Genomic DNA, 16990 nt, shown 5'->3' with positions numbered 1-16990 from the left:
GAACCAGGTTCTTCACGCCCCGATCAAGCGAACAACACCCATGTCATCTCTCACCCAGTCGCCCGCCTGGCGGGCGCTCGCTGAACATCACAAATGCCTCGCGCAGACGTCGATCGCCGATCTGTTCGCGCGTGACCCGCAACGGTTCGAGCAGTTTTCGCTGGAAGCGGCGGGCATCTACGCCGACTACTCGAAGAACCTGATCACGCCCGTCACGCTCGATCTGCTGGTGGCGCTTGCACGCGAGGCGGGTGTCGAGGAAAAGCGTCGCGCGATGTTCGCGGGGGAGCGCATCAACATCACCGAAAAGCGGCCCGTACTGCACGTCGCGCTGCGCGAGCGCAGCGGCGCACCCATAGTCGTGGATGGCGAGGACGTCGTGCCGCACGTGCAGGCGGTGCTTGCGCAGATGCGCCGCTTTACCGATGCCGTGCGGACCGGCGTCTGGCGCGGCTATACGGGGCGCCCGATCACCGATGTCGTCAACATCGGCATCGGCGGATCGGACCTCGGCCCCCGCATGGTCTGCGAGGCGCTCAAACCGTATGCACATGAACAGTTGACGCTGCACTTCGTATCGAACGTCGATGGCGCGGATATCACACAGGTGCTGAAGACCGTAGATCTCGAAACGACGCTGTTCGTCATTTCGTCGAAGACATTCACCACGCGGGAAACCCTCATCAATGCGCGCACGGCGCGCGCCTGGCTCATCAGCGGCGGCGCGCCGGAATCGGCCGTGGCGCAGCATTTCGTGGCCGTCTCGACGAATGCCGAAGCCGTGACGGCGTTCGGCATCGACACCGCCAACATGTTCGGCTTCTGGGACTGGGTGGGCGGCCGGTATTCGCTCTGGTCTGCGATCGGCTTGCCCATCGCGCTGCAGGTCGGCATGGACGCGTTCGAGTCGCTTCTCGCCGGCGCGTACGCGATGGACCAGCACTTCTTGCAGGCGCCCCTCACGCGCAATCTGCCTGTGCTGCTCGCGCTGATCGGTATCTGGCACATCAACTTCTGCGGTCTCACCAGTCATCTGATCGCGCCATACGACCGCTATCTGCATCGGCTGCCCGCGTACCTGCAGCAACTCGATATGGAAAGCAACGGCAAGTCGATCGCGCTGACGGGCGAGCGCGTCGACTATGCGACGGGACCCGTCATCTGGGGCGAACCCGGCACCAATGGCCAGCATGCGTTCTTCCAGTTGCTGCATCAGGGTTCGTCAGTGATCCCGGCGGATGTGATCGCCTGCATGCAGCCCCATCACGCACTCGATGTTCACCACGAGATCCTGCTCGCGAACTGTTTCGCGCAAACGGAAGCGCTGATGAAGGGCTCGCACGTGCCGGATGAACCACATCGCAGCTTCGACGGCAACCGCCCGACCAACACGATTTGCGTCGACAGGCTGGCCCCTGCTTCGCTTGGCGCGCTGATCGCGCTCTACGAGCACAAGGTCTTCGTGCAAGGCGCGGTCTGGAATATCAACTCGTTCGATCAATGGGGTGTCGAACTCGGCAAGCGGCTGGCCGTGCAGATCGAGCAGGAAATAGGCGCAGCAGAAGCACCCCTGACGCACGACAGTTCTACCAACAACCTGATCAGCCGGTTCAAGGCGCGGCGCAGGCAACAGATCGAACCGTCACTCTGAGTGCATCCCATGACGAACCCACTTCCTCAGTTGGTCGTGTTCGGCGAGGCGCTGACCGACTTCATCCGTGAAGCGGATCATAACTGGCGCAGCGCGGCAGGCGGTTCATGCTGGAACGTCGCACGCGTCGGCTCGCGCCTCGCCGTGCGCACCGCTTTTGCGGGCACCGTGAGAGGCGATCATTTCGGCGAGGAATTGATGCGGCTTACCGCGCAAGCCGGTCTCGACATGCGTTTCACGCGGCGTGTCGAGCGTGCGCCGCTTCTTGCAATGGTCGTATCGAAACATCCGCCGCAGTACTTTTTTATCGGCGACAACAGTGCCGATCTCGCGTTCGATCCCGATGCGCTGCCGTCCGGCTGGCTGGACGCCGCGCAGATCGTGCACTTCGGCTCGTTGAGCCTCGCGCGCGAGCCGCTTGCGTCGCGTCTGCTCGATGTGGCGGGCGCGGCCCATGCCGCCGGCAAGCGGATCTCGTTCGATCCGAACTACCGCGACCTCATGGCGGGACCTGAATATCGAACCACCTTGCGGCGCATGGCGGAGCTTGCGACGTACATCAAGGTGTCGGACGAAGACCTGCGAGGTCTCTTTCCCGAACTCGACGAAACCTCGGCGCTCGCGCAACTCAGGAGATGGGCGCCCACGGCCGCGATCCTCGTCACACGGGGTGCCTCTGGGATGCATCTCTTCACCGCGCGCGAGACGCTCTTTCAGCCTGCGTTTGCCGCGCAGATGGTCGACACGGTCGGCTGTGGCGACGCCTGCGTGGGCGGCTGGATGGCAAGTCTGCTGATGCGGCCTGATGCTTCGCCCACGTCGCATCTGCGGTTTGCGGCTGCCTGTGCCGCCGTGGCGTGTGAACGGCAGGGCGCCTATCCGCCCACGTCCGCCGAAGTAACGGCGATGCTCGAATCAGCCAGCCTCTGTACGGATCTTCACGACTGAAGGAACGCCATGCCGAAGACTTCCATCGATGATACGAAACTGCCCGCGTTCACGTTCGTTCTGTTCGGCGGAACGGGCGATCTGGCGATGCGCAAGATCCTGCCTGCTCTCTATGCGGCGCATCGTGAAGGGATGCTCGCGGCTGAAGGGCGAATCGTTGGCGTTGCGCAATTGCGGCTCGACGGTCACGCGTATCTGCGCTGGTGCGACGAACACGTCCGACCGCACTTGCCCGAGCCACTGCTCGACGATGCGACATGGCGCAGCTTCCGCGAACGCCTCGCTTACGTCTGGCTCGACGCAAGCCAGCCGGAAGCGTTCGTGGCGCTACGCGAAACGCTCGGTACGATGCACGGCCGGCCTATTTTCTATCTGGCGACGGGACCATCGCTATTCGTCCCGATCTGCCGTGCGCTGGCGTCGGTCGCGCTCGTCGAGAACTCGCGGGTGGTGCTGGAAAAGCCGCTTGGACACGACCTCGAATCGTCCAACGCGATCAACGATGCAGTCGGCGAAATCTTCGCCGAAGATCAGATCTACCGGATCGATCATTACCTCGGCAAGGAAGCCGTGCAGAACCTGCTCGCGCTGCGCTTCGGCAACTCCCTGTTCGAACCGCTCTGGCGCCGCGAATGGGTGGAAAACATCCAGATTACGGTGGCCGAGGAACTGGGCGTCGAAGGGCGGGGCAACTTCTACGATCAGACGGGCGCGTTGCGCGACATGGTGCAGAACCATCTCCTCCAACTGCTCTCGATCATCGCGATGGAGCCGCCGCAGTCGATGGATGCCGACGCCGTTCGCGACGAGAAACTGCGTGTGCTGCGCGCGCTCAAGCCGCTCGCTGATGACGGGATCCGCCAGAACGTGGTGCGAGGCCAATATCATTCCGGCGCGATCAGGGACACGTTTGTCTCCGCCTATCAAGCCGAACCCGGCGTGAGCGCCGGCAGCACCACGGAGACGTTTGTCGCGTTGAAAGTGGAAGTCGAGAACTGGCGCTGGGCAGGCGTGCCTTTCTTTCTGCGCACGGGCAAGCGGCTCGCTGGGCGCCTTGCCGAAATCGTCATCAACTTCAAGCCCGTGCCGCATTCCGCGTTGGGCGCAAAGGCGCTGCGTCCCGGTTCGAACCGGCTGACGATCCGTTTGCAGCCGAACGAATCGATCCGCCTGAGCGCGCTCGCCAAGCAACCCGGCATCGGGATGACGCTGCAAGGCGTGCACCTCGATCTCGCGTTCGACCAGTTCTTCACGCAGGGACGAATGGAAGCGTACCAGCGGCTGCTGCTCGACGTGATTGCCGGACGTCTCGCGCTCTTCGTGCGGCGCGACGAGCAGGAGGCTGCATGGCGATGGGTCGCGCCCATCATCGACGACTGGACTACGCGGGACGGTGAGCCCAAGCCGTACACGTCAGGCACCTGGGGACCCGCCGCAGCAAGCGCCTTGCTCGCGCGCAACAATGCATGCTGGCAGGAAGAAGAGAACTGAATTGAAAACATCCGTACCGCCGATTCACCACGCGCAGCGCGATACCGCAAACCGTCCGACAGAAACGATCATGGATAAAGTCTGGCAGCTCGATTGGCAGTTTGGATCGTTCGAGGTCCACGCGCGCGGCGGAATGCTCGGTGGCGTCACGCTGAAAAAGGGTGACCGTCGATACCAGCCTTTTTACGAAGCCCCCTGGATCAGCGACGGAACCGCGCCGCCGGCTGGACTGCTTGGCCAGCTCAGAAGCGAGTTTCCCTGTGTGCCGTTTGGGGTGCCGTATGAGCCTGAGACGGTCGTTGCAGACTGGCGGGATAGTGTTGCCGCTGCCGTGATGCACGACGACCATCCGCTCGATACGAGCGACAATCTGTTGCATGGTTATGTGTGCGTCGGCGAATGGACGCTCGTCAGTCAGACTGCTCACGAAATTCACATCGCTCTCGACTATCCTGTCAGTTCATCCATTGCGCGTGTCGTTCGCGTGATTCGCGCCGACCCGCACGGGCCTGCGATCGATTTCTCGGTAAAGGTGGAAGCGCGCAGGAAAACGCGCCGCCCGATCGGCCTGCATCCGAATCTGGCGTTGCCCAAGGTGGCCGGCGCGTTTCAGATCCATCCGGGCGTTTTCCAGTTCGGCATGGTTCATCCGGCTGGGCCTGAGCCAGGTGTATCGCGTGCCGTTCCCGGCGCGATGTTCGACCGGCTCGACAGCGTTCCCGTGCGCGACGGCGGAACGACCGCGTTCGACCGGTTCCCGTTCGAGCACGACACGGAAGAGATCATCCAGCTGTGTGGCGTCGATGGAGTCGTCACGCTCACCGACGACGAATTGCAGGTCACGTACCGGCTCACGTGGGACGCTTCGGCGCTTCCTTCGCTCCTGCTCTGGATCAGCAATCGCGGGCGCAGTTACAGCCCCTGGAACAGCCGTAATGTGTGCCTTGGCGTCGAACCCGTGTCCAGCGCATTTGAACTTGGCTGCCGTGCCGGGTTGGCTGAGAACCCGATTAACGAACGTGGTGTGCCGACGGCGCTTTCGATAGAGCCAGACCGGCCACTCGAAATTGCGTACCGTTTCGAAATAATGAATCGATAAAGGGCAGGGCGGCGGGCCTCGCCGCCGTATTCGTAGTAAACGGACGCGGGCGCATAGACGGCGGGTGGCGGCGCTTCATACACGACGGGCGGCTGCTCGACATAGACGACATCGACGTGCGCCAACGCTGCCGTCGAAGAACAGGCCGAGATGAGACCAGCTGCGCAAATGAGTCTGAGGCGTTTCATGTTGTTGCTCCCTTCCGGGCGTCTGCGGATGAATGCCATCCGATAGCGCGTGATGGGAATGTTAGGTATGCAATCGTTTGTATGATGCATCGGTCACGTCGCGTCTGTAACCGTGAGTAACCGTCCACCATATCGCGGGCGATTTCATACCGGGGCATGCTCGATGACCCGATCACGACGCCGTCAGCGAGTCGCCCGACACATGCACGCGCTGTCCGACCTGCACGGGCGGCTGTGTCGCATCTGCGCAAGCCGACGTGTGATGCTGCCGTCGCCTGTTTCGAAGGTCTGATCGAGGTAATGCCCGGATGGCCTCGTCGTCGATCAGATGGTCCGCCGCGTCGAATTTTTATCGCGTCGTCATGCTGTGATTCGAATGAAAAAGCCCGCTATGCCCGTGAAGGCTGCTCGCGGGCCTGGTGACGTGCGGACGGTGTCAATGAATCTCTCCGTCGTTGCTTTCCAGCCACGCCGGAATATCACGCTTGCCGTTCAGCACGCGCCAGACTTCGACATGAGCGTTGCGCTCAATGTAGAAGATCAAGTGCGGATAGCGATCAAGCGGCCACGAACGCAGGCCCGGGATGTCCAGCTCGTACGCGTAACGCGGAGACCCGAAGTTGGGGTGCCTGGAAAGACGCTCGTATGCCTTCTCGATCTCCGCAATGAATCCGAGCGCTGCCTGCTCCGAGCCTTCGTCCACGAGGTAATGCGTCACCTCGTCCTCTACGTCCTGCCTGGCCAGCCGCGTCGGGATGACGGGCTTAGCCGTCATTTGCGAGAGGTACGCACGCGAGCGCGCAACGATTCGAAGTAGTCGGCGTCGACAGGTGCTGCGAGGCCTGACGTCGCGCCTTGCAAGATCATCGCGCGCAGACGCTTGCGATCCTGATCCTTTCGGATCAGTTCGCGGACGTACTCGCTGCTCGTGCCGTAGCCGCCCTCGCCGACCTGCTCGTCGACGTAGTCCTTCAGCGAATCCGGCAGGGAAATGTTCATCGTGGTCATGAAACGACTCTAGCACGAATTGGCAAATTTTGCCAAACCGTACTATCAGTAGTGTATTGATTTAAAGCACCCGCCGGCACACACGGAACAGAACAAACAGACGAGAGCCTGCTTGCCCATAGTGAAAGGTGGGCAGTGAACCGGGACGCATGTAGCAATCCCGCTTCACCGCCTCATTGCCGACGACGACTATAAAAAATTCCGTACGGGACTAGCCATAGTGTCGGGCGCGAACTTTAGCGGCTGCGGCCAGAGCCTCCTGATAAGCAGCTCTTTTGGCTCTGGCCTCCGGCTTCATTTGCTCGCGATTCTCGCGGCTCTTATGGAACGTCTTCGATTCGATGAAAAGACGCAGGCTCCCGCCCGTGACGGATCCCAGGTTACGCAGCACGGGAAGTTGATCCGGATCGACCCACAGGATCTGTTGCATCTCGTTCGTCGTCGGATCGACCCAGCTGATGTATCCGCCGGGGAGAATCTGCCGCGGCTTCTTCACCGCTCCTGTGAAGCTATAACGCGCATCGGGCGCGACATCGGGGTCGTAGAAGTGCGGCGTAATGAAATCGGATACCGCTATACCGTCAATCAGATAAGTATAGGGGTCGGCTTCACATGGGTCGCAGGCTTCGACCAGATATTCGAAGCGACCCGTCCCATCCTGGATTTTGCCGTCGACGATCTCTATCGCATTCGAGGTCTGTAGCCGGTTGCCATTCGGGTCGATGAGCATTCCAATGGTTTCGTGACTCGCATCGACTGCCCACTCGTCACTGCCGGGCGTAACGATCACCTTCGCGTACGGCTGGTTATGACGCGTCATATGGAAGCCGCCTTCGTCGGGGGGGCAGGGTTTTGACGAGCTGCACCGGCCACACGCCCTGCGGGATTGTTTTATGGTCGGTGAGGTATGAGACCGAGGCGCTCACTGGCCAATATTTTGGCAGGTCCCGCGTCACCTGAACATTCAGCGCCGCGGCAACCGCGGCCATCGTTTGCGTATCGACCGTGCCCGTCGTGTCGACAAGCCCAACTTTCGTTGCCAACATAATTGCCTCCTGTACATCCGGACGGATGATGCGAACAGCCATGTCGGGCGGATTTCCGCCGGGTATTTCCGCATCGTCACGCGTCGAAAGGCGGCGGGCGATGCGGTTCAATGCGACTGCGGTAGCCGGTAGCAGACAGTCGCTATTTCTCCAGCGCTGCGCGCCTACCAGTTCACCGCGTCGCACAATGCGGCGCTGCCGGACGATGGCGTATTCAGCGTGCGATTGCCGCCGCCCGGCAAGTTCTGCCTAGTGCATCAGCATTCCCGGTGACGTACAGGCGTTGATGGCGAATAGCCCGAATTCTCTTCCCAGCGATCCTGGTACGTCCGCGGTCCCGTGTGGAGAATGTAATCGGCTGTCAAACGGATGGCGGGCCACAGTTGGTTATAGACGGCCGGACCGAGACGCCACGCGAGCAGAAACGGCATGGCCTGCTCGTCCATCTGCGTACCTTGCCAGTACTGCCAGCCGCTGACCCACGAATTCTGCGGAAAGCGGCCGATCCGGCTGAAGCCAGGGTCGAACCAGCACATTTGCGCAACGTCGCCGCCTGTCGCCGACGAATAGGTCCAGTCCATCTTTCTGTCGGGCGATGCTCCGCCAAGCAGATCCGTCCAGGCATCGCTGCGTCCGACAAAGCCGTTCGACACCATCGTCGTGCCGGTCTGCATCATCCACGGTAGCGAAGATGCGAGCGCCGCATAGCGGGAGTTGCGGCTGGCTACGAGCATCGTCCGGCCATCGCTGCTGACTGCGGCGGATGCCGTGTTGCCTGAGCCGACGTTATCCAGATGCGGCTTGAAGAGCGGATACAACCGGAAGTCACCCAGTGTTTTTTCGCTCAGTACCTGTAAGGTGACACGTTCGATCAGCGAATTGCGTGTGGGATCCGTGTAGATTGTCTTGCGAACCTGCCAGTCGTGGGTGGCATCGCCCGTTGTGACCTCCCAGCTCATCGCGCGGATCGGTCTGTTTCGCGCTGTACGACGCGAGCTTTTCTTCGTCGACCAAGGTGCCGGCGGCATCGCCGATGAGAAACTGAAGGTCGACCGTCTCCGTCGTATCCAGCACCGGGTAATACACCTCCGACACGATTCCACGGTACCCGGTGAAATAGATCTGCGAGGAGGGACTCAGTGCAGTGCCGAGAAAGAACTTCTGCGCTGGTCCGTGCATCGCCGCGACGCCCGGACTGCCGAACGCTTCTTCCGCAGCCGTCGCGTGAGCGAGGCTGACCAGCAACGCGGTTGCGGCCGCAGTCGCTGCCCGACGCATGGTTACGAGTCTCATCGCGTCATCCTCGAATCGCCGTACTCCCGCAATGCCGGTCGATCAACGCCTGACGCCAGAGGTCAGCTGTCCGATCATGTTACGGATCGAGCGCATCTGAATGCCTTGCTGGTCGGCGAAGTGACTGTCCGTGTAGCCCCACCAGTCCCAGCAGCCGTTCGGGTTGAGTCCGGGAATGGAAACAGCCTGCGGAAACAGCACGACGATCCGGTTGTTGTCCGCCCACTGCGCGTAGCCTGCGTGCCGGATGAATGTCGTGCCATAGAACAGGCCCGCAGACCGCGAGCTGAGCGGCAGATAGTCCTGACCCTGCTCGCAGCCATGCAGCGCGACGTGCAACCGGCAAGCTGCACCGGCATCACAGGCGTTCGGTACATAGAGCCAGCCGGTCGTATCCATGCCCGTCGTCCAGGTGAAACTCGAAGGGCGGTTCGTGGGCAGATAGCGGGTCTGGTCAAAACGGATGAAGCGACCCTGTCGCGTCGTCGTACCAGGTGCCACGAGCGGGTCGGGACCGTAGATCCACCCAAGGATGTCTTTCGCGCCATCAACATGGCACTTGCCGATAAAGGGTGATTCACTCCTGGCGCACGCGACTCCATAGTTCGCGGTGGGCATCGTATGGCCGGCATCGGCGAGCTCGACCTTCGAGATGCTTTGCGCCGGCACGCCCAGTGCGGCATAGAACTGCTGTAATTGCGTGACGACTGGCGGCGGTACGGTCGCGTCGCTCGCGCCCGAGATTGTGATGATGCGTTGCCGCGTGATGTTCGCGACATCGTCAATGCTGTGACTTGCCGAAGAAGCCCTCGCCAACGAGACGAGCTTCGGCACATCAGTGCTGGTTTGCGAGACGTCGCAGGCGCTGGACGGCTGGATGGTGCACGAGCATCGGGACGTGGCAATCAGAAGGTCATTTTGGGAACAGTAGTACGGACCGGCCGCGATAACCCCCACGCCCTTGATGATCGACGAATAGGCAACTGCCAGTTGCACCGCCATGAATCCGCCTGACGAGAGTCCGGAGACGGACGTTTCCGAGATGTCAATGTTAAGCGCCGGTAATGGCGGATAGGTGGCTGGATTGCCGTAAGCATGTGCTGACAGCATCGACAAGGCGATGGCACGGACGTAAAGAATGACTCTCACGGCTCGCCTCCCCTTGGGGTGCATTGCCTGCAGACGCATCGCCGAAAACTTTACTCCACGCCTTGCGTACGGCCGTGCGATCGCGACGCGGGAATTCCTTTCGATAGGACGAAGAGCGGGGTGCGCATTTGAAGCCCGATTTCACGCGATCCCCCTTGTACCCGACGGAGCGAGGCATTACTGGATGCAGGTCGTTTCGAGCCAATACGTCGTTAGCGTGTGACCTGAAGCACCTGACCGCGCACATGTGAGCGTGGCTGGAAGAAACGGGCTAGAGTGCGACGTCGCCAAAGTTTTCAGCCGATCAACTACGGCTACAGCAAGCTCGGCCCGAGGAACTGGATCCGCCGAGCCTTCATGATTTCGCATACGCTCGCAGGCAGCCAAGTGCACTTGGTCGCAGTCCCGTATGGACCGTGCGTAGGCCAAGGCCGTGTGCAAGTTGCTTTTTGCCGTCGAGCCGATATACGCGGAAGATCCGTGTATAGCGTCGTCCGGATGTAAGTGAGGCTCGCCACGGGAACAATGTGCTGCTGGAGTGGCGCCTCTCTATATTCCTTGTCGCGCCAGCGGCTTCTCTGAGTGCCACGCATTGGCGCTGCGTGCCGCCCGGCCTACGGACGGGTGCCGGACGGCACGCGCCTCACAAGACGAGGTGAGCCCTCATGGCATCAATACGGCGTCGACCACGTGAATCACGCCGTTGGACTGAATCACATTGCTGATCGTGACATGCGCGACGTCGCCCTTGTCGTCGCTGACCGTGAGCCACTTGCCATCGCGACCGAGCGTGAGGGTGTCGCCTTGGACCGTCGTCAGCGTTGCCTTGCCGCCGCCTTGTTTGATCGCCCGGTCGAAATCGCGCACGGTGAGCCGGCCCGGCACCACGTGGTAAGTGAGCAATTTGATCAGGCTGTTCTTGTGTTCCGGCTTGAGCAACATGTCGACCGTGCCGGACGGCAGTGCCGCAAACGCCTTATTAGTCGGGGCGAACACCGTGAACGGTCCGTCGCCCGAAAGCGTGTCCACCAGGCCTGCCGCCTTGATCGCGCTGACCAGCGTGGTGTGGTCGCTCGAGTTGACCGCGTTCTGCACGATGTTCCTGCTCGGATACATCGCAGCGCCGCCGACCATCACCGTTTCGTTCGTGGTCGTCGAATCCGCCGCGACTACGGGCGCGCTGAGGCCGAGCGCTAGCGCGAACGTGAGCGCCGCGCCGATGAATTTCCTGCTGTCGTGAATTCGCATTTTGTCATCTCCGTCGAATGTGCCAGCCTCCGGGATCGGAAGCGGCAGCAGATACGAGCGGAGTGATCGTGCGGATGCGTTCAGGTCCCGCGCACCGCTCCAGTGGCCAGGATCGGGCCGGTGGGCTGCCCGGTAGGCGAGCCGCCGCGCGGCTCCAGCGAGACCGCCAGCACCGCCTGGGTCGTCATGCGCGCCAGTACGTCGCGGGGCAATGCGACCGTGGTGGGTTGATCGGAGGCGATGACGCCGAGCGAGATGGCCTTGGCACTAGGCGGAATCAGCCAGAGTTCGGTCGAACGGCCCGCCGCGACGGCCGTAACGCTTGCCGGGACGACCACGACGCGGGCGCTCCTGAGATCGACCGTCGCGGTCCAGTGCGCGATGCCACCGCTTGGCGCGATATTGGCAACGAGGTACTCGCCCGCCACCGTCGTTACAGACGACTGACGAATCGACACGACGGTGACCGTCACCAGCGATGCCGCCGCGAGGCTCGCGCCGATCCCAATCCAGCGCCAGAATGGCAGGCTGTCCCACCATCGCGCGCGTGGCTCGGCGTGCACCGGCGTGACGAAACCCAGGTCGGACCGCACGCGGGTCCATACGCTTGCGGGCGGCGCAATTTCACCGATGTCCTCGGCCAGCGGCGCCAGGTGCTGCTGCCAGCGCGCCACTCGCGCGGCAAGACCCGGATCGCGCCGCATCGCAGCTTCAACCTCGCCGCGTTCAGCCGCGTCGAGCAGGCCCAGCGCGTACTCGGCGCAACGCAGCTCCTCGTCATCGTGGTCAAAGGACGTGCTCATCGTTCGAGACAGGCTTTGAGCTGCATCAGGCTGCGCCGAATCCAACTTTTCATGGTGCCCAGCGGCACGCTTGCACGTCCCGCCAGCTCACTATACGTGACGCCGGAGAAAAAGGCCTCACGCACCGCCTTGCGCTGTTGCTCGCCGAGCGCTTCCAGGCAGCGCTCGAGACGCCGCCGCTCCTGACTCCGCTCGGCGATCGCCGCCGGCGACGGTTGGTCATCGACGATATCCGGATCCGCCGCATCGTCCAACTGCGCTTCGCGGTGCTGGCGCAGCCGGTCGATCGTGCGGTTGCGCGCCAGGGTCACCAGCCAGGTGATCGCGCTGGCGCGTGACGGATCGAACGTGTCCGCGCGCCGCCACACGGTGGTGTAGACCTCCTGCAGCATGTCTTCGGCCTCGCCGCGATCGCGCAACATCCGCACACAGACACCAAACAGCTTGGATGACGTGAGGCGATAGAGCTCGGCAAAGGCCGCCTGGTCGCCTCGCGCCACACGCAGCAGAATCCGGTTCAAGCGATCCCGACGGCTGGTGTCCGATTCGCCCAGCGGACCAAGGTCGTCGCCCCCAGTATTGCGTGACGTGTCCATCATGCCTGCAACCGATTGAACGCTGCACGAAAACTGCTCTCGGCTGGCAGTGTATCAGCGAGCCGCGCATTGCAGACAGTTCCGTTCACGACCCTGCATCCGCCGGATTCGACGGCACGTATATGAGGTGCCAACGGGCAACCATCAAGGAGGCAGGCAATGAAATTCATTCTGACATTCACATGGGCCCCGGACGCGCGTGTCCGGGCCGAAGCCATCGAACGATTCCAGAAGACCGGGGGACTGCCGCCCGAAGGCGTCACGTTGCTCGGCAGGTGGACGAGAGTCGATCTGAGCGGTGGCTTCGATTTGCTCGAGACAACCGACCCAAAGAAGCTCACCCAGTTCGCCTACATGTGGAACGACTTGATGGCGCTGCAGATCACGCCCGTCCTTGAGGACCAGCATCTGAGCGAGGTCTTCCAAAGCGCGCCAAAGCAGTAGTCGCGGAAACGCACGCAATGGAGTCCCTGCCGGCGGTGGCCATCGGCGACGGTATCAGTAACCGTTTGTTTGATGGGTGCAAAGCCTCGCGGACTGGGAGGCGGCGAGGGAAGTCGGCGAGTTGGCTGCGTTGGAGCTCGAGTCGCGCCGGCATGTCCAATGTGCGCGTCGAGATCTTGGGCCCATCGAAGCTCTTGCCCGAACCGGCTCAGGCAGCGGAGTAGAGAGCGGCCGCGTTGCTTGCCGATGATGGCATGGATCGGGGTGGCTCTTGACGACCATGTTGTACTCGATGGGCGTGTCGCGGCCGATCCACCGACGTAGACCGGTCGGGGTAGCCGCGCCGCACTGCTGCGGCGCGGCCCCCTAAGGTAGGGTCGAGAACTGGCGCGCGCACGGTAGGCTCCGGTGGTCTCTCCACCGCTTTCGCGGTGGACCTCAGTCCGGCTGCCATAGTCACGTTTCCAGCTCCCGCCACGTCAAACCGTGCATGCGGTTTTCCCGCAACAAATGAGTTCGACCACATTTTTTGCGATAGGTGGCGTTGGCTCAAATGTGGTCTTGCGGGAACGGGACGAGGTTCGTCAGCAGTGTAGGCCTATTGAAGGCCACATAAATTGGCGTCGGCGTAGCGTCGGAGATCCGAAGGTCAAATCGGAGATCCGATCATGTTCGATACGTTGTTTCATTACCCTCGTGTACTGGCTCGTCATTGCAATGGTCCATCGGCCGATGATCGAGAGCGCTATCTGGCCCACTGCGCACAGGGCGGCGCAGCCCATTCAACGCTGTTGGGCCTTGCCCCTGAGCTCCTGGCTATCTCGCGGCGGATAGCGCTCGACAACGGGCGATTGGTTCCGTCCGCGGAGGTCGAGATGGCAGCCGATCGCTGGGTTCGTTACCAGCGACGGCATCAGCGAATCCTGACGGGACGGTTCTCTCGGGAACGGTTTATTCAGACCGCGACGGCCTGGCTTCGCTTCCTGGGACGACTGCAGGAGCAACAATCGGAGACGCCGCCATTCGCCGATCTGGTTCAACGGTTCGACAGCTACTTGCGCGAGGAGCGCGGGCTGTCGTCACACACGATCCACAATCGATGCTGGCACGTTCAGGCGTTTTTGTGCTGGCTCAGCGAGCAAGGAAGCAGCATCGGTGAGATGCGGCTCGAACAGGTCGACGCCTTTTTTACGGTGAGACGAGAGCAAGGCTGGTCCCGGGTATCGATGGCCAGCCTTGCCGGCGCGCTGCGAAGTTTCCTCCGCTACGCGGGCGAGCAAACCTGGTGCTCGAAGAGACTCGCCGCCGGTATCGAAGGACCACGTCTGTTCAGCCACGAGACGCTTCCAGTCGGGCCGAAGTGGGAAGACGTGCAGCGACTCATTCGCAGCACCGATACGGATAGTCCCCATGATAACCGGGACCGGGCCATTCTGTTGCTCCTGGCGGTCTACGGACTGAGAAGGGGGGAAGTCGTTGCCTTGACTCTGGACGACGTGGACTGGGAACATGACATCCTTCACATCAGCCGTCCAAAGCAGCGGGGCAAACAGGACTACCCGCTTGCAATCGAGGTAGGTGGAGCAATTCTGCGGTATCTGGAACAGGTGCGACCTCACATTGTCTCGCGCTCCTTGTTTCTCACCATACGAGCGCCGTTTCGTCCGCTCGCGCCTACGAGTTTGCACTACCTGGTCAACCGACGATTGCGGGTTCTGAACATCAGTTGCCGTCGTGGTGGACCGCATTCCCTTCGACACGCGTGCGCGACCCGCCTCGTGGCTGAGGGACTCTCGCTCAAGGAAATCGGTGACCACCTGGGTCATCGCAGCGCCTATGCAACGCGCACCTATGCCAAGGTCGATCGGGCTGGCCTGAGGCAGGTTGCCGACTTTGCCTTGGGAGACCTGCTATGAAACTGGCTGAAGCGGTCGCCGCGTACGTGGCCTACAAACAGTCACTGGGGATGCGCTTTGCCACTGAAGCGCGTACCTTGAAGTCCTTTTATCGAACGCTCGGCGACATCGATATGCGCGAGGTCGACGCGGATCGTGTCTATACTTTCCTCGCCGGCAATGGTCCCATCACGGCTTTCTGGCATCGCAAGCTCAGCGCGCTGCGCGGCTTCTACCGTTTTGCCATTGCTCGCAGCTACACCAACAGTTCGCCATTACCCTTAACGGTACCAAGGGAACCCCGAACCTTCGTGCCGTACATCTATTCGCGAGAAGAGATGAAGCGTCTACTGGCGGCGACGGCGGATCGTGAGCGCTGCAATCTGTCGTCGCTACCCTGCCGGACACACTCCTTTTACTGCTCTATGGTACCGGGCTTCGCATCGGCGAGGCTGTCGGTCTGAATCTGGCGGATGTAGATCTGGACTCTGGAATCCTTTGCATCCGTGAAAGCAAATTTTACAAGACCCGGCTGGTGCCCACCGGACCAGATCTAACATCGGTGCTGGTTCAGTATGCCGCCGAACGCAACAAATGGCCGCCGCTCAGTCCTGACGCCGCTTTCCTGCTGACGGAACGCGGACAGCGCCTGTCCAGAGCCGGCGCCGAGTATGCCTTCAAACAGTTACGCGAACGCGCACCGGTATATCGTGACGATGGCGCGCGGTATCAGCCACGACTTCATGATATTCGGCACACCTATACGGTTACCCGGTTGGTCTCCTGGTATCGCGAAGGTGCCGACGTACAACGCTTGCTGCCTCAGTTGGCAACCTATCTTGGTCACGTGCATATTGCCGCCACTCAACGCTACCTGACCATGACGCCTGAGCTGCTGCGACAGGCGAGCGTACGGTTCGAGCGCTACGCTCGGGGAGGTGACGATCATGCATGACGCAATGCTACTTGGCCCATGGGTCCCGGCGTTTCCTGCTCGAGCACCTGATCGGCGAGCGGAACCTCGCTCGCAACACCCAGCAGAGCTACCGCGACACGCTGTGCCAACTGATTCCTTTCGTTTCGGCTCGTGCCCATAAACCGGTCGACCGGCTGGCAATGACAGATGTGTCGGCCGAGACCGTCCGGGACTTCCTCTCAGATATCGAAGTCTGTCGCGGATGCAGCGGCGCGACGCGGAATCAGCGCCTTGCTGCTATCCATGCTTTGGCTCGATTCGTTGGCGAGCACAGCCCGGAACATATCCAATGGTGCGCCCAGCTGCGCAGCATCCCCTACAAGAAGACTACAAGAGCGGCGATACCCTATCTCGACAAACCTGAAATGGATGCGCTCCTTGCCTGTCCAGATCGGCGTACGTCTCAAGGTCGCCGTGACTACGCCCTGTTGCTGTTTCTCTACAATGCCGGTGCGCAGGCGGACGAAGCGGCCCACCTCACCATCGGCAGCGTCGATGCGATCTCCAGCAGCGTGAGCATTCTCGGCAAGGGACGCAAACCGCGTCAGTGTCCGTTATGGGCCGACACCGTCCACGAGCTGTGCAACCTCGCTGGCCAACGTCCACCGCAGGAACGGGTATTCCTCAATCGTTGTGGGCAACCCCTGACGCGTTTCGGCATACACGCGGTCGTAGAGCGTTACGCTGTCAAGGCGCGAGCCAAGATGCCCTCGCTCGCATCCAAGCGCGTCAGCCCGCACAGCATCAGACATTCAACTGCGACCCACCTGCTTCGATCCGGTGTCGATATCATTACCGTACGGGCGTGGCTTGGTCATGTCTCCATCGATACGACCAACGTCTACGCCGAAATTGACCTGGAGACAAAGGCCAACGCCCTGGCGCGGCTTGCTATCCCCAGCGATCGGAAAGCGAACAAGCGGTGGGCCAACGATCCGGCGCTGATGGCGTTTCTCCGGTCCTTGTAGCAGGCTTTTATGTGGCGTTCAGCTGGACGGATCCTGTGACGATTCCGGCTCGGGCGCCGCAAGACCACATTTGAGCCAACGCCACCTATCGCACAATGTGGTCGAACTCATTTGATGCGGGAGATCTGCATGTCCGGTTCGATGAGCGGGGTGTGGAAACGGGGCTACGGCGAGGTTACTTGGGCAC

General features: G+C 61.6%; 18 protein-coding genes and 1 pseudogene. 9 read left to right on the top strand and 10 right to left on the bottom strand.

Going from position 1 to position 16990, the window contains the following annotated elements:
* The first annotated feature begins 40 nt into the window (after window positions 1-40).
* From pgi to GCT13_RS34525, 4 genes are all read left to right on the top strand, one after another.
* A complete protein-coding gene (gene pgi / locus GCT13_RS34540; protein WP_152766052.1) occupies window positions 41-1651 on the top strand; it encodes a glucose-6-phosphate isomerase in 1611 nt (536 codons plus the stop codon).
* A 9-nt stretch (window positions 1652-1660) separates the two neighbouring features.
* The gene (locus GCT13_RS34535) at window positions 1661-2599 is read left to right on the top strand and encodes a carbohydrate kinase family protein (RefSeq protein ID WP_152766049.1); all 939 of its coding nucleotides are present in this window, start codon (window positions 1661-1663) and stop codon (window positions 2597-2599) included.
* Window positions 2600-2608: 9 nt separating this feature from the next.
* Window positions 2609-4090, top strand: coding sequence for a glucose-6-phosphate dehydrogenase (zwf, locus tag GCT13_RS34530; protein ID WP_152766047.1), 1482 nt, complete (start codon window positions 2609-2611; stop codon window positions 4088-4090).
* Window positions 4091-4160: 70 nt separating this feature from the next.
* Window positions 4161-5189: a hypothetical protein gene (locus tag GCT13_RS34525; protein ID WP_227747160.1), complete on the top strand. Its 1029-nt coding sequence runs from the start codon at window positions 4161-4163 to the stop codon at window positions 5187-5189.
* A 624-nt stretch (window positions 5190-5813) separates the two neighbouring features.
* Here GCT13_RS34525 and GCT13_RS34520 read toward each other — a convergent pair.
* The 10 genes and pseudogenes from GCT13_RS34520 to GCT13_RS34485 all read right to left on the bottom strand — a co-directional run bounded on the left by GCT13_RS34520 (window position 5814) and on the right by GCT13_RS34485 (window position 12523).
* Window positions 5814-6152: a type II toxin-antitoxin system RelE/ParE family toxin gene (locus tag GCT13_RS34520; RefSeq protein ID WP_152766045.1), complete on the bottom strand. Its 339-nt coding sequence runs from the start codon at window positions 6150-6152 to the stop codon at window positions 5814-5816.
* The gene (locus tag GCT13_RS34515) at window positions 6149-6385 is read right to left on the bottom strand and encodes a type II toxin-antitoxin system ParD family antitoxin (RefSeq protein WP_152766043.1); all 237 of its coding nucleotides are present in this window, start codon (window positions 6383-6385) and stop codon (window positions 6149-6151) included. The genes GCT13_RS34520 and GCT13_RS34515 overlap by 4 nt, the downstream gene beginning before the upstream one ends.
* A 211-nt stretch (window positions 6386-6596) precedes the next feature.
* Window positions 6597-7205: a hypothetical protein gene (locus GCT13_RS34510; RefSeq protein ID WP_227747157.1), complete on the bottom strand. Its 609-nt coding sequence runs from the start codon at window positions 7203-7205 to the stop codon at window positions 6597-6599.
* Complete coding sequence (locus tag GCT13_RS49755) at window positions 7192-7542, bottom strand: hypothetical protein (protein WP_227747156.1); 351 nt, start codon at window positions 7540-7542, stop codon at window positions 7192-7194. The genes GCT13_RS34510 and GCT13_RS49755 overlap by 14 nt, the downstream gene beginning before the upstream one ends.
* A 146-nt stretch (window positions 7543-7688) precedes the next feature.
* The gene (locus GCT13_RS50655; protein WP_407670905.1) at window positions 7689-7877 is read right to left on the bottom strand and encodes a glycoside hydrolase family 15 protein; all 189 of its coding nucleotides are present in this window, start codon (window positions 7875-7877) and stop codon (window positions 7689-7691) included.
* A 135-nt stretch (window positions 7878-8012) separates the two neighbouring features.
* Window positions 8013-8610: pseudogene (locus GCT13_RS50650) on the bottom strand (glycoside hydrolase family 15 protein); the annotation flags it as partial.
* Window positions 8611-8766: 156 nt separating this feature from the next.
* Window positions 8767-9912: an extracellular catalytic domain type 2 short-chain-length polyhydroxyalkanoate depolymerase gene (locus GCT13_RS34500; RefSeq protein ID WP_227747155.1), complete on the bottom strand. Its 1146-nt coding sequence runs from the start codon at window positions 9910-9912 to the stop codon at window positions 8767-8769.
* 624 nt (window positions 9913-10536) lie between these two features.
* Window positions 10537-11121 carry a fasciclin domain-containing protein gene (locus tag GCT13_RS34495; RefSeq protein ID WP_152766041.1) on the bottom strand — a complete coding sequence of 195 codons (585 nt, stop codon included), beginning with the start codon at window positions 11119-11121 and terminating at the stop codon, window positions 10537-10539.
* A gap of 80 nt (window positions 11122-11201) precedes the next feature.
* Window positions 11202-11924, bottom strand: coding sequence for an anti-sigma factor (locus tag GCT13_RS34490; RefSeq protein ID WP_152766039.1), 723 nt, complete (start codon window positions 11922-11924; stop codon window positions 11202-11204).
* On the bottom strand, window positions 11921-12523 hold the full coding sequence (locus tag GCT13_RS34485) for a sigma-70 family RNA polymerase sigma factor (RefSeq protein WP_152766037.1): 603 nt from the start codon (window positions 12521-12523) through the stop codon (window positions 11921-11923). The genes GCT13_RS34490 and GCT13_RS34485 overlap by 4 nt, the downstream gene beginning before the upstream one ends.
* A gap of 156 nt (window positions 12524-12679) precedes the next feature.
* Here GCT13_RS34485 and GCT13_RS34480 point away from each other — a divergent pair, with 156 nt between their 5' ends.
* The 5 genes from GCT13_RS34480 to GCT13_RS34465 all read left to right on the top strand — a co-directional run bounded on the left by GCT13_RS34480 (window position 12680) and on the right by GCT13_RS34465 (window position 16803).
* On the top strand, window positions 12680-12964 hold the full coding sequence (locus tag GCT13_RS34480; RefSeq protein ID WP_152766035.1) for a DUF3303 domain-containing protein: 285 nt from the start codon (window positions 12680-12682) through the stop codon (window positions 12962-12964).
* Between the two features lie 668 nt (window positions 12965-13632).
* Complete coding sequence (locus tag GCT13_RS34475) at window positions 13633-14880, top strand: tyrosine-type recombinase/integrase (protein WP_227747154.1); 1248 nt, start codon at window positions 13633-13635, stop codon at window positions 14878-14880.
* Window positions 14877-15323 carry a site-specific integrase gene (locus tag GCT13_RS49750; protein WP_227747153.1) on the top strand — a complete coding sequence of 149 codons (447 nt, stop codon included), beginning with the start codon at window positions 14877-14879 and terminating at the stop codon, window positions 15321-15323. The genes GCT13_RS34475 and GCT13_RS49750 overlap by 4 nt, the downstream gene beginning before the upstream one ends.
* Window positions 15236-15814 carry a tyrosine-type recombinase/integrase gene (locus GCT13_RS49745; RefSeq protein ID WP_321574817.1) on the top strand — a complete coding sequence of 193 codons (579 nt, stop codon included), beginning with the start codon at window positions 15236-15238 and terminating at the stop codon, window positions 15812-15814. The genes GCT13_RS49750 and GCT13_RS49745 overlap by 88 nt, the downstream gene beginning before the upstream one ends.
* Window positions 15811-16803 (top strand): tyrosine-type recombinase/integrase, encoded by a 993-nt coding sequence (locus tag GCT13_RS34465; RefSeq protein ID WP_152766033.1) that lies wholly within the window; start codon window positions 15811-15813, stop codon window positions 16801-16803. The genes GCT13_RS49745 and GCT13_RS34465 overlap by 4 nt, the downstream gene beginning before the upstream one ends.
* Window positions 16804-16990: the final 187 nt, after the last annotated feature.

This window comes from Paraburkholderia franconis, assembly GCF_009362735.1.
Lineage (GTDB): Bacteria > Pseudomonadota > Gammaproteobacteria > Burkholderiales > Burkholderiaceae > Paraburkholderia > Paraburkholderia franconis.
Note: the sequence above shows the minus strand (reverse complement) of the source record. Positions and strands in the feature narration are given on the sequence as shown.

Coding starts and splice junctions, on each gene's coding strand:
- GCT13_RS34480 (WP_152766035.1), top strand. CDS start 12,680: ATGAAATTCATTCTGACATTCACATGGGCCCCGGACGCGCGTGTCCGG.
- GCT13_RS34500 (WP_227747155.1), bottom strand. CDS start 9,912: ATGCGTCTGCAGGCAATGCACCCCAAGGGGAGGCGAGCCGTGAGAGTC.
- GCT13_RS34520 (WP_152766045.1), bottom strand. CDS start 6,152: ATGACGGCTAAGCCCGTCATCCCGACGCGGCTGGCCAGGCAGGACGTA.
- GCT13_RS34535 (WP_152766049.1), top strand. CDS start 1,661: ATGACGAACCCACTTCCTCAGTTGGTCGTGTTCGGCGAGGCGCTGACC.
- GCT13_RS34510 (WP_227747157.1), bottom strand. CDS start 7,205: ATGACGCGTCATAACCAGCCGTACGCGAAGGTGATCGTTACGCCCGGC.
- GCT13_RS34465 (WP_152766033.1), top strand. CDS start 15,811: ATGACGCAATGCTACTTGGCCCATGGGTCCCGGCGTTTCCTGCTCGAG.
- pgi (WP_152766052.1), top strand. CDS start 41: ATGTCATCTCTCACCCAGTCGCCCGCCTGGCGGGCGCTCGCTGAACAT.
- GCT13_RS34475 (WP_227747154.1), top strand. CDS start 13,633: ATGTTCGATACGTTGTTTCATTACCCTCGTGTACTGGCTCGTCATTGC.
- GCT13_RS34515 (WP_152766043.1), bottom strand. CDS start 6,385: ATGACCACGATGAACATTTCCCTGCCGGATTCGCTGAAGGACTACGTC.
- zwf (WP_152766047.1), top strand. CDS start 2,609: ATGCCGAAGACTTCCATCGATGATACGAAACTGCCCGCGTTCACGTTC.
- GCT13_RS34485 (WP_152766037.1), bottom strand. CDS start 12,523: ATGATGGACACGTCACGCAATACTGGGGGCGACGACCTTGGTCCGCTG.
- GCT13_RS50655 (WP_407670905.1), bottom strand. CDS start 7,877: ATGGACGAGCAGGCCATGCCGTTTCTGCTCGCGTGGCGTCTCGGTCCG.
- GCT13_RS49750 (WP_227747153.1), top strand. CDS start 14,877: ATGAAACTGGCTGAAGCGGTCGCCGCGTACGTGGCCTACAAACAGTCA.
- GCT13_RS34495 (WP_152766041.1), bottom strand. CDS start 11,121: ATGCGAATTCACGACAGCAGGAAATTCATCGGCGCGGCGCTCACGTTC.
- GCT13_RS34490 (WP_152766039.1), bottom strand. CDS start 11,924: ATGAGCACGTCCTTTGACCACGATGACGAGGAGCTGCGTTGCGCCGAG.
- GCT13_RS34525 (WP_227747160.1), top strand. CDS start 4,161: ATGGATAAAGTCTGGCAGCTCGATTGGCAGTTTGGATCGTTCGAGGTC.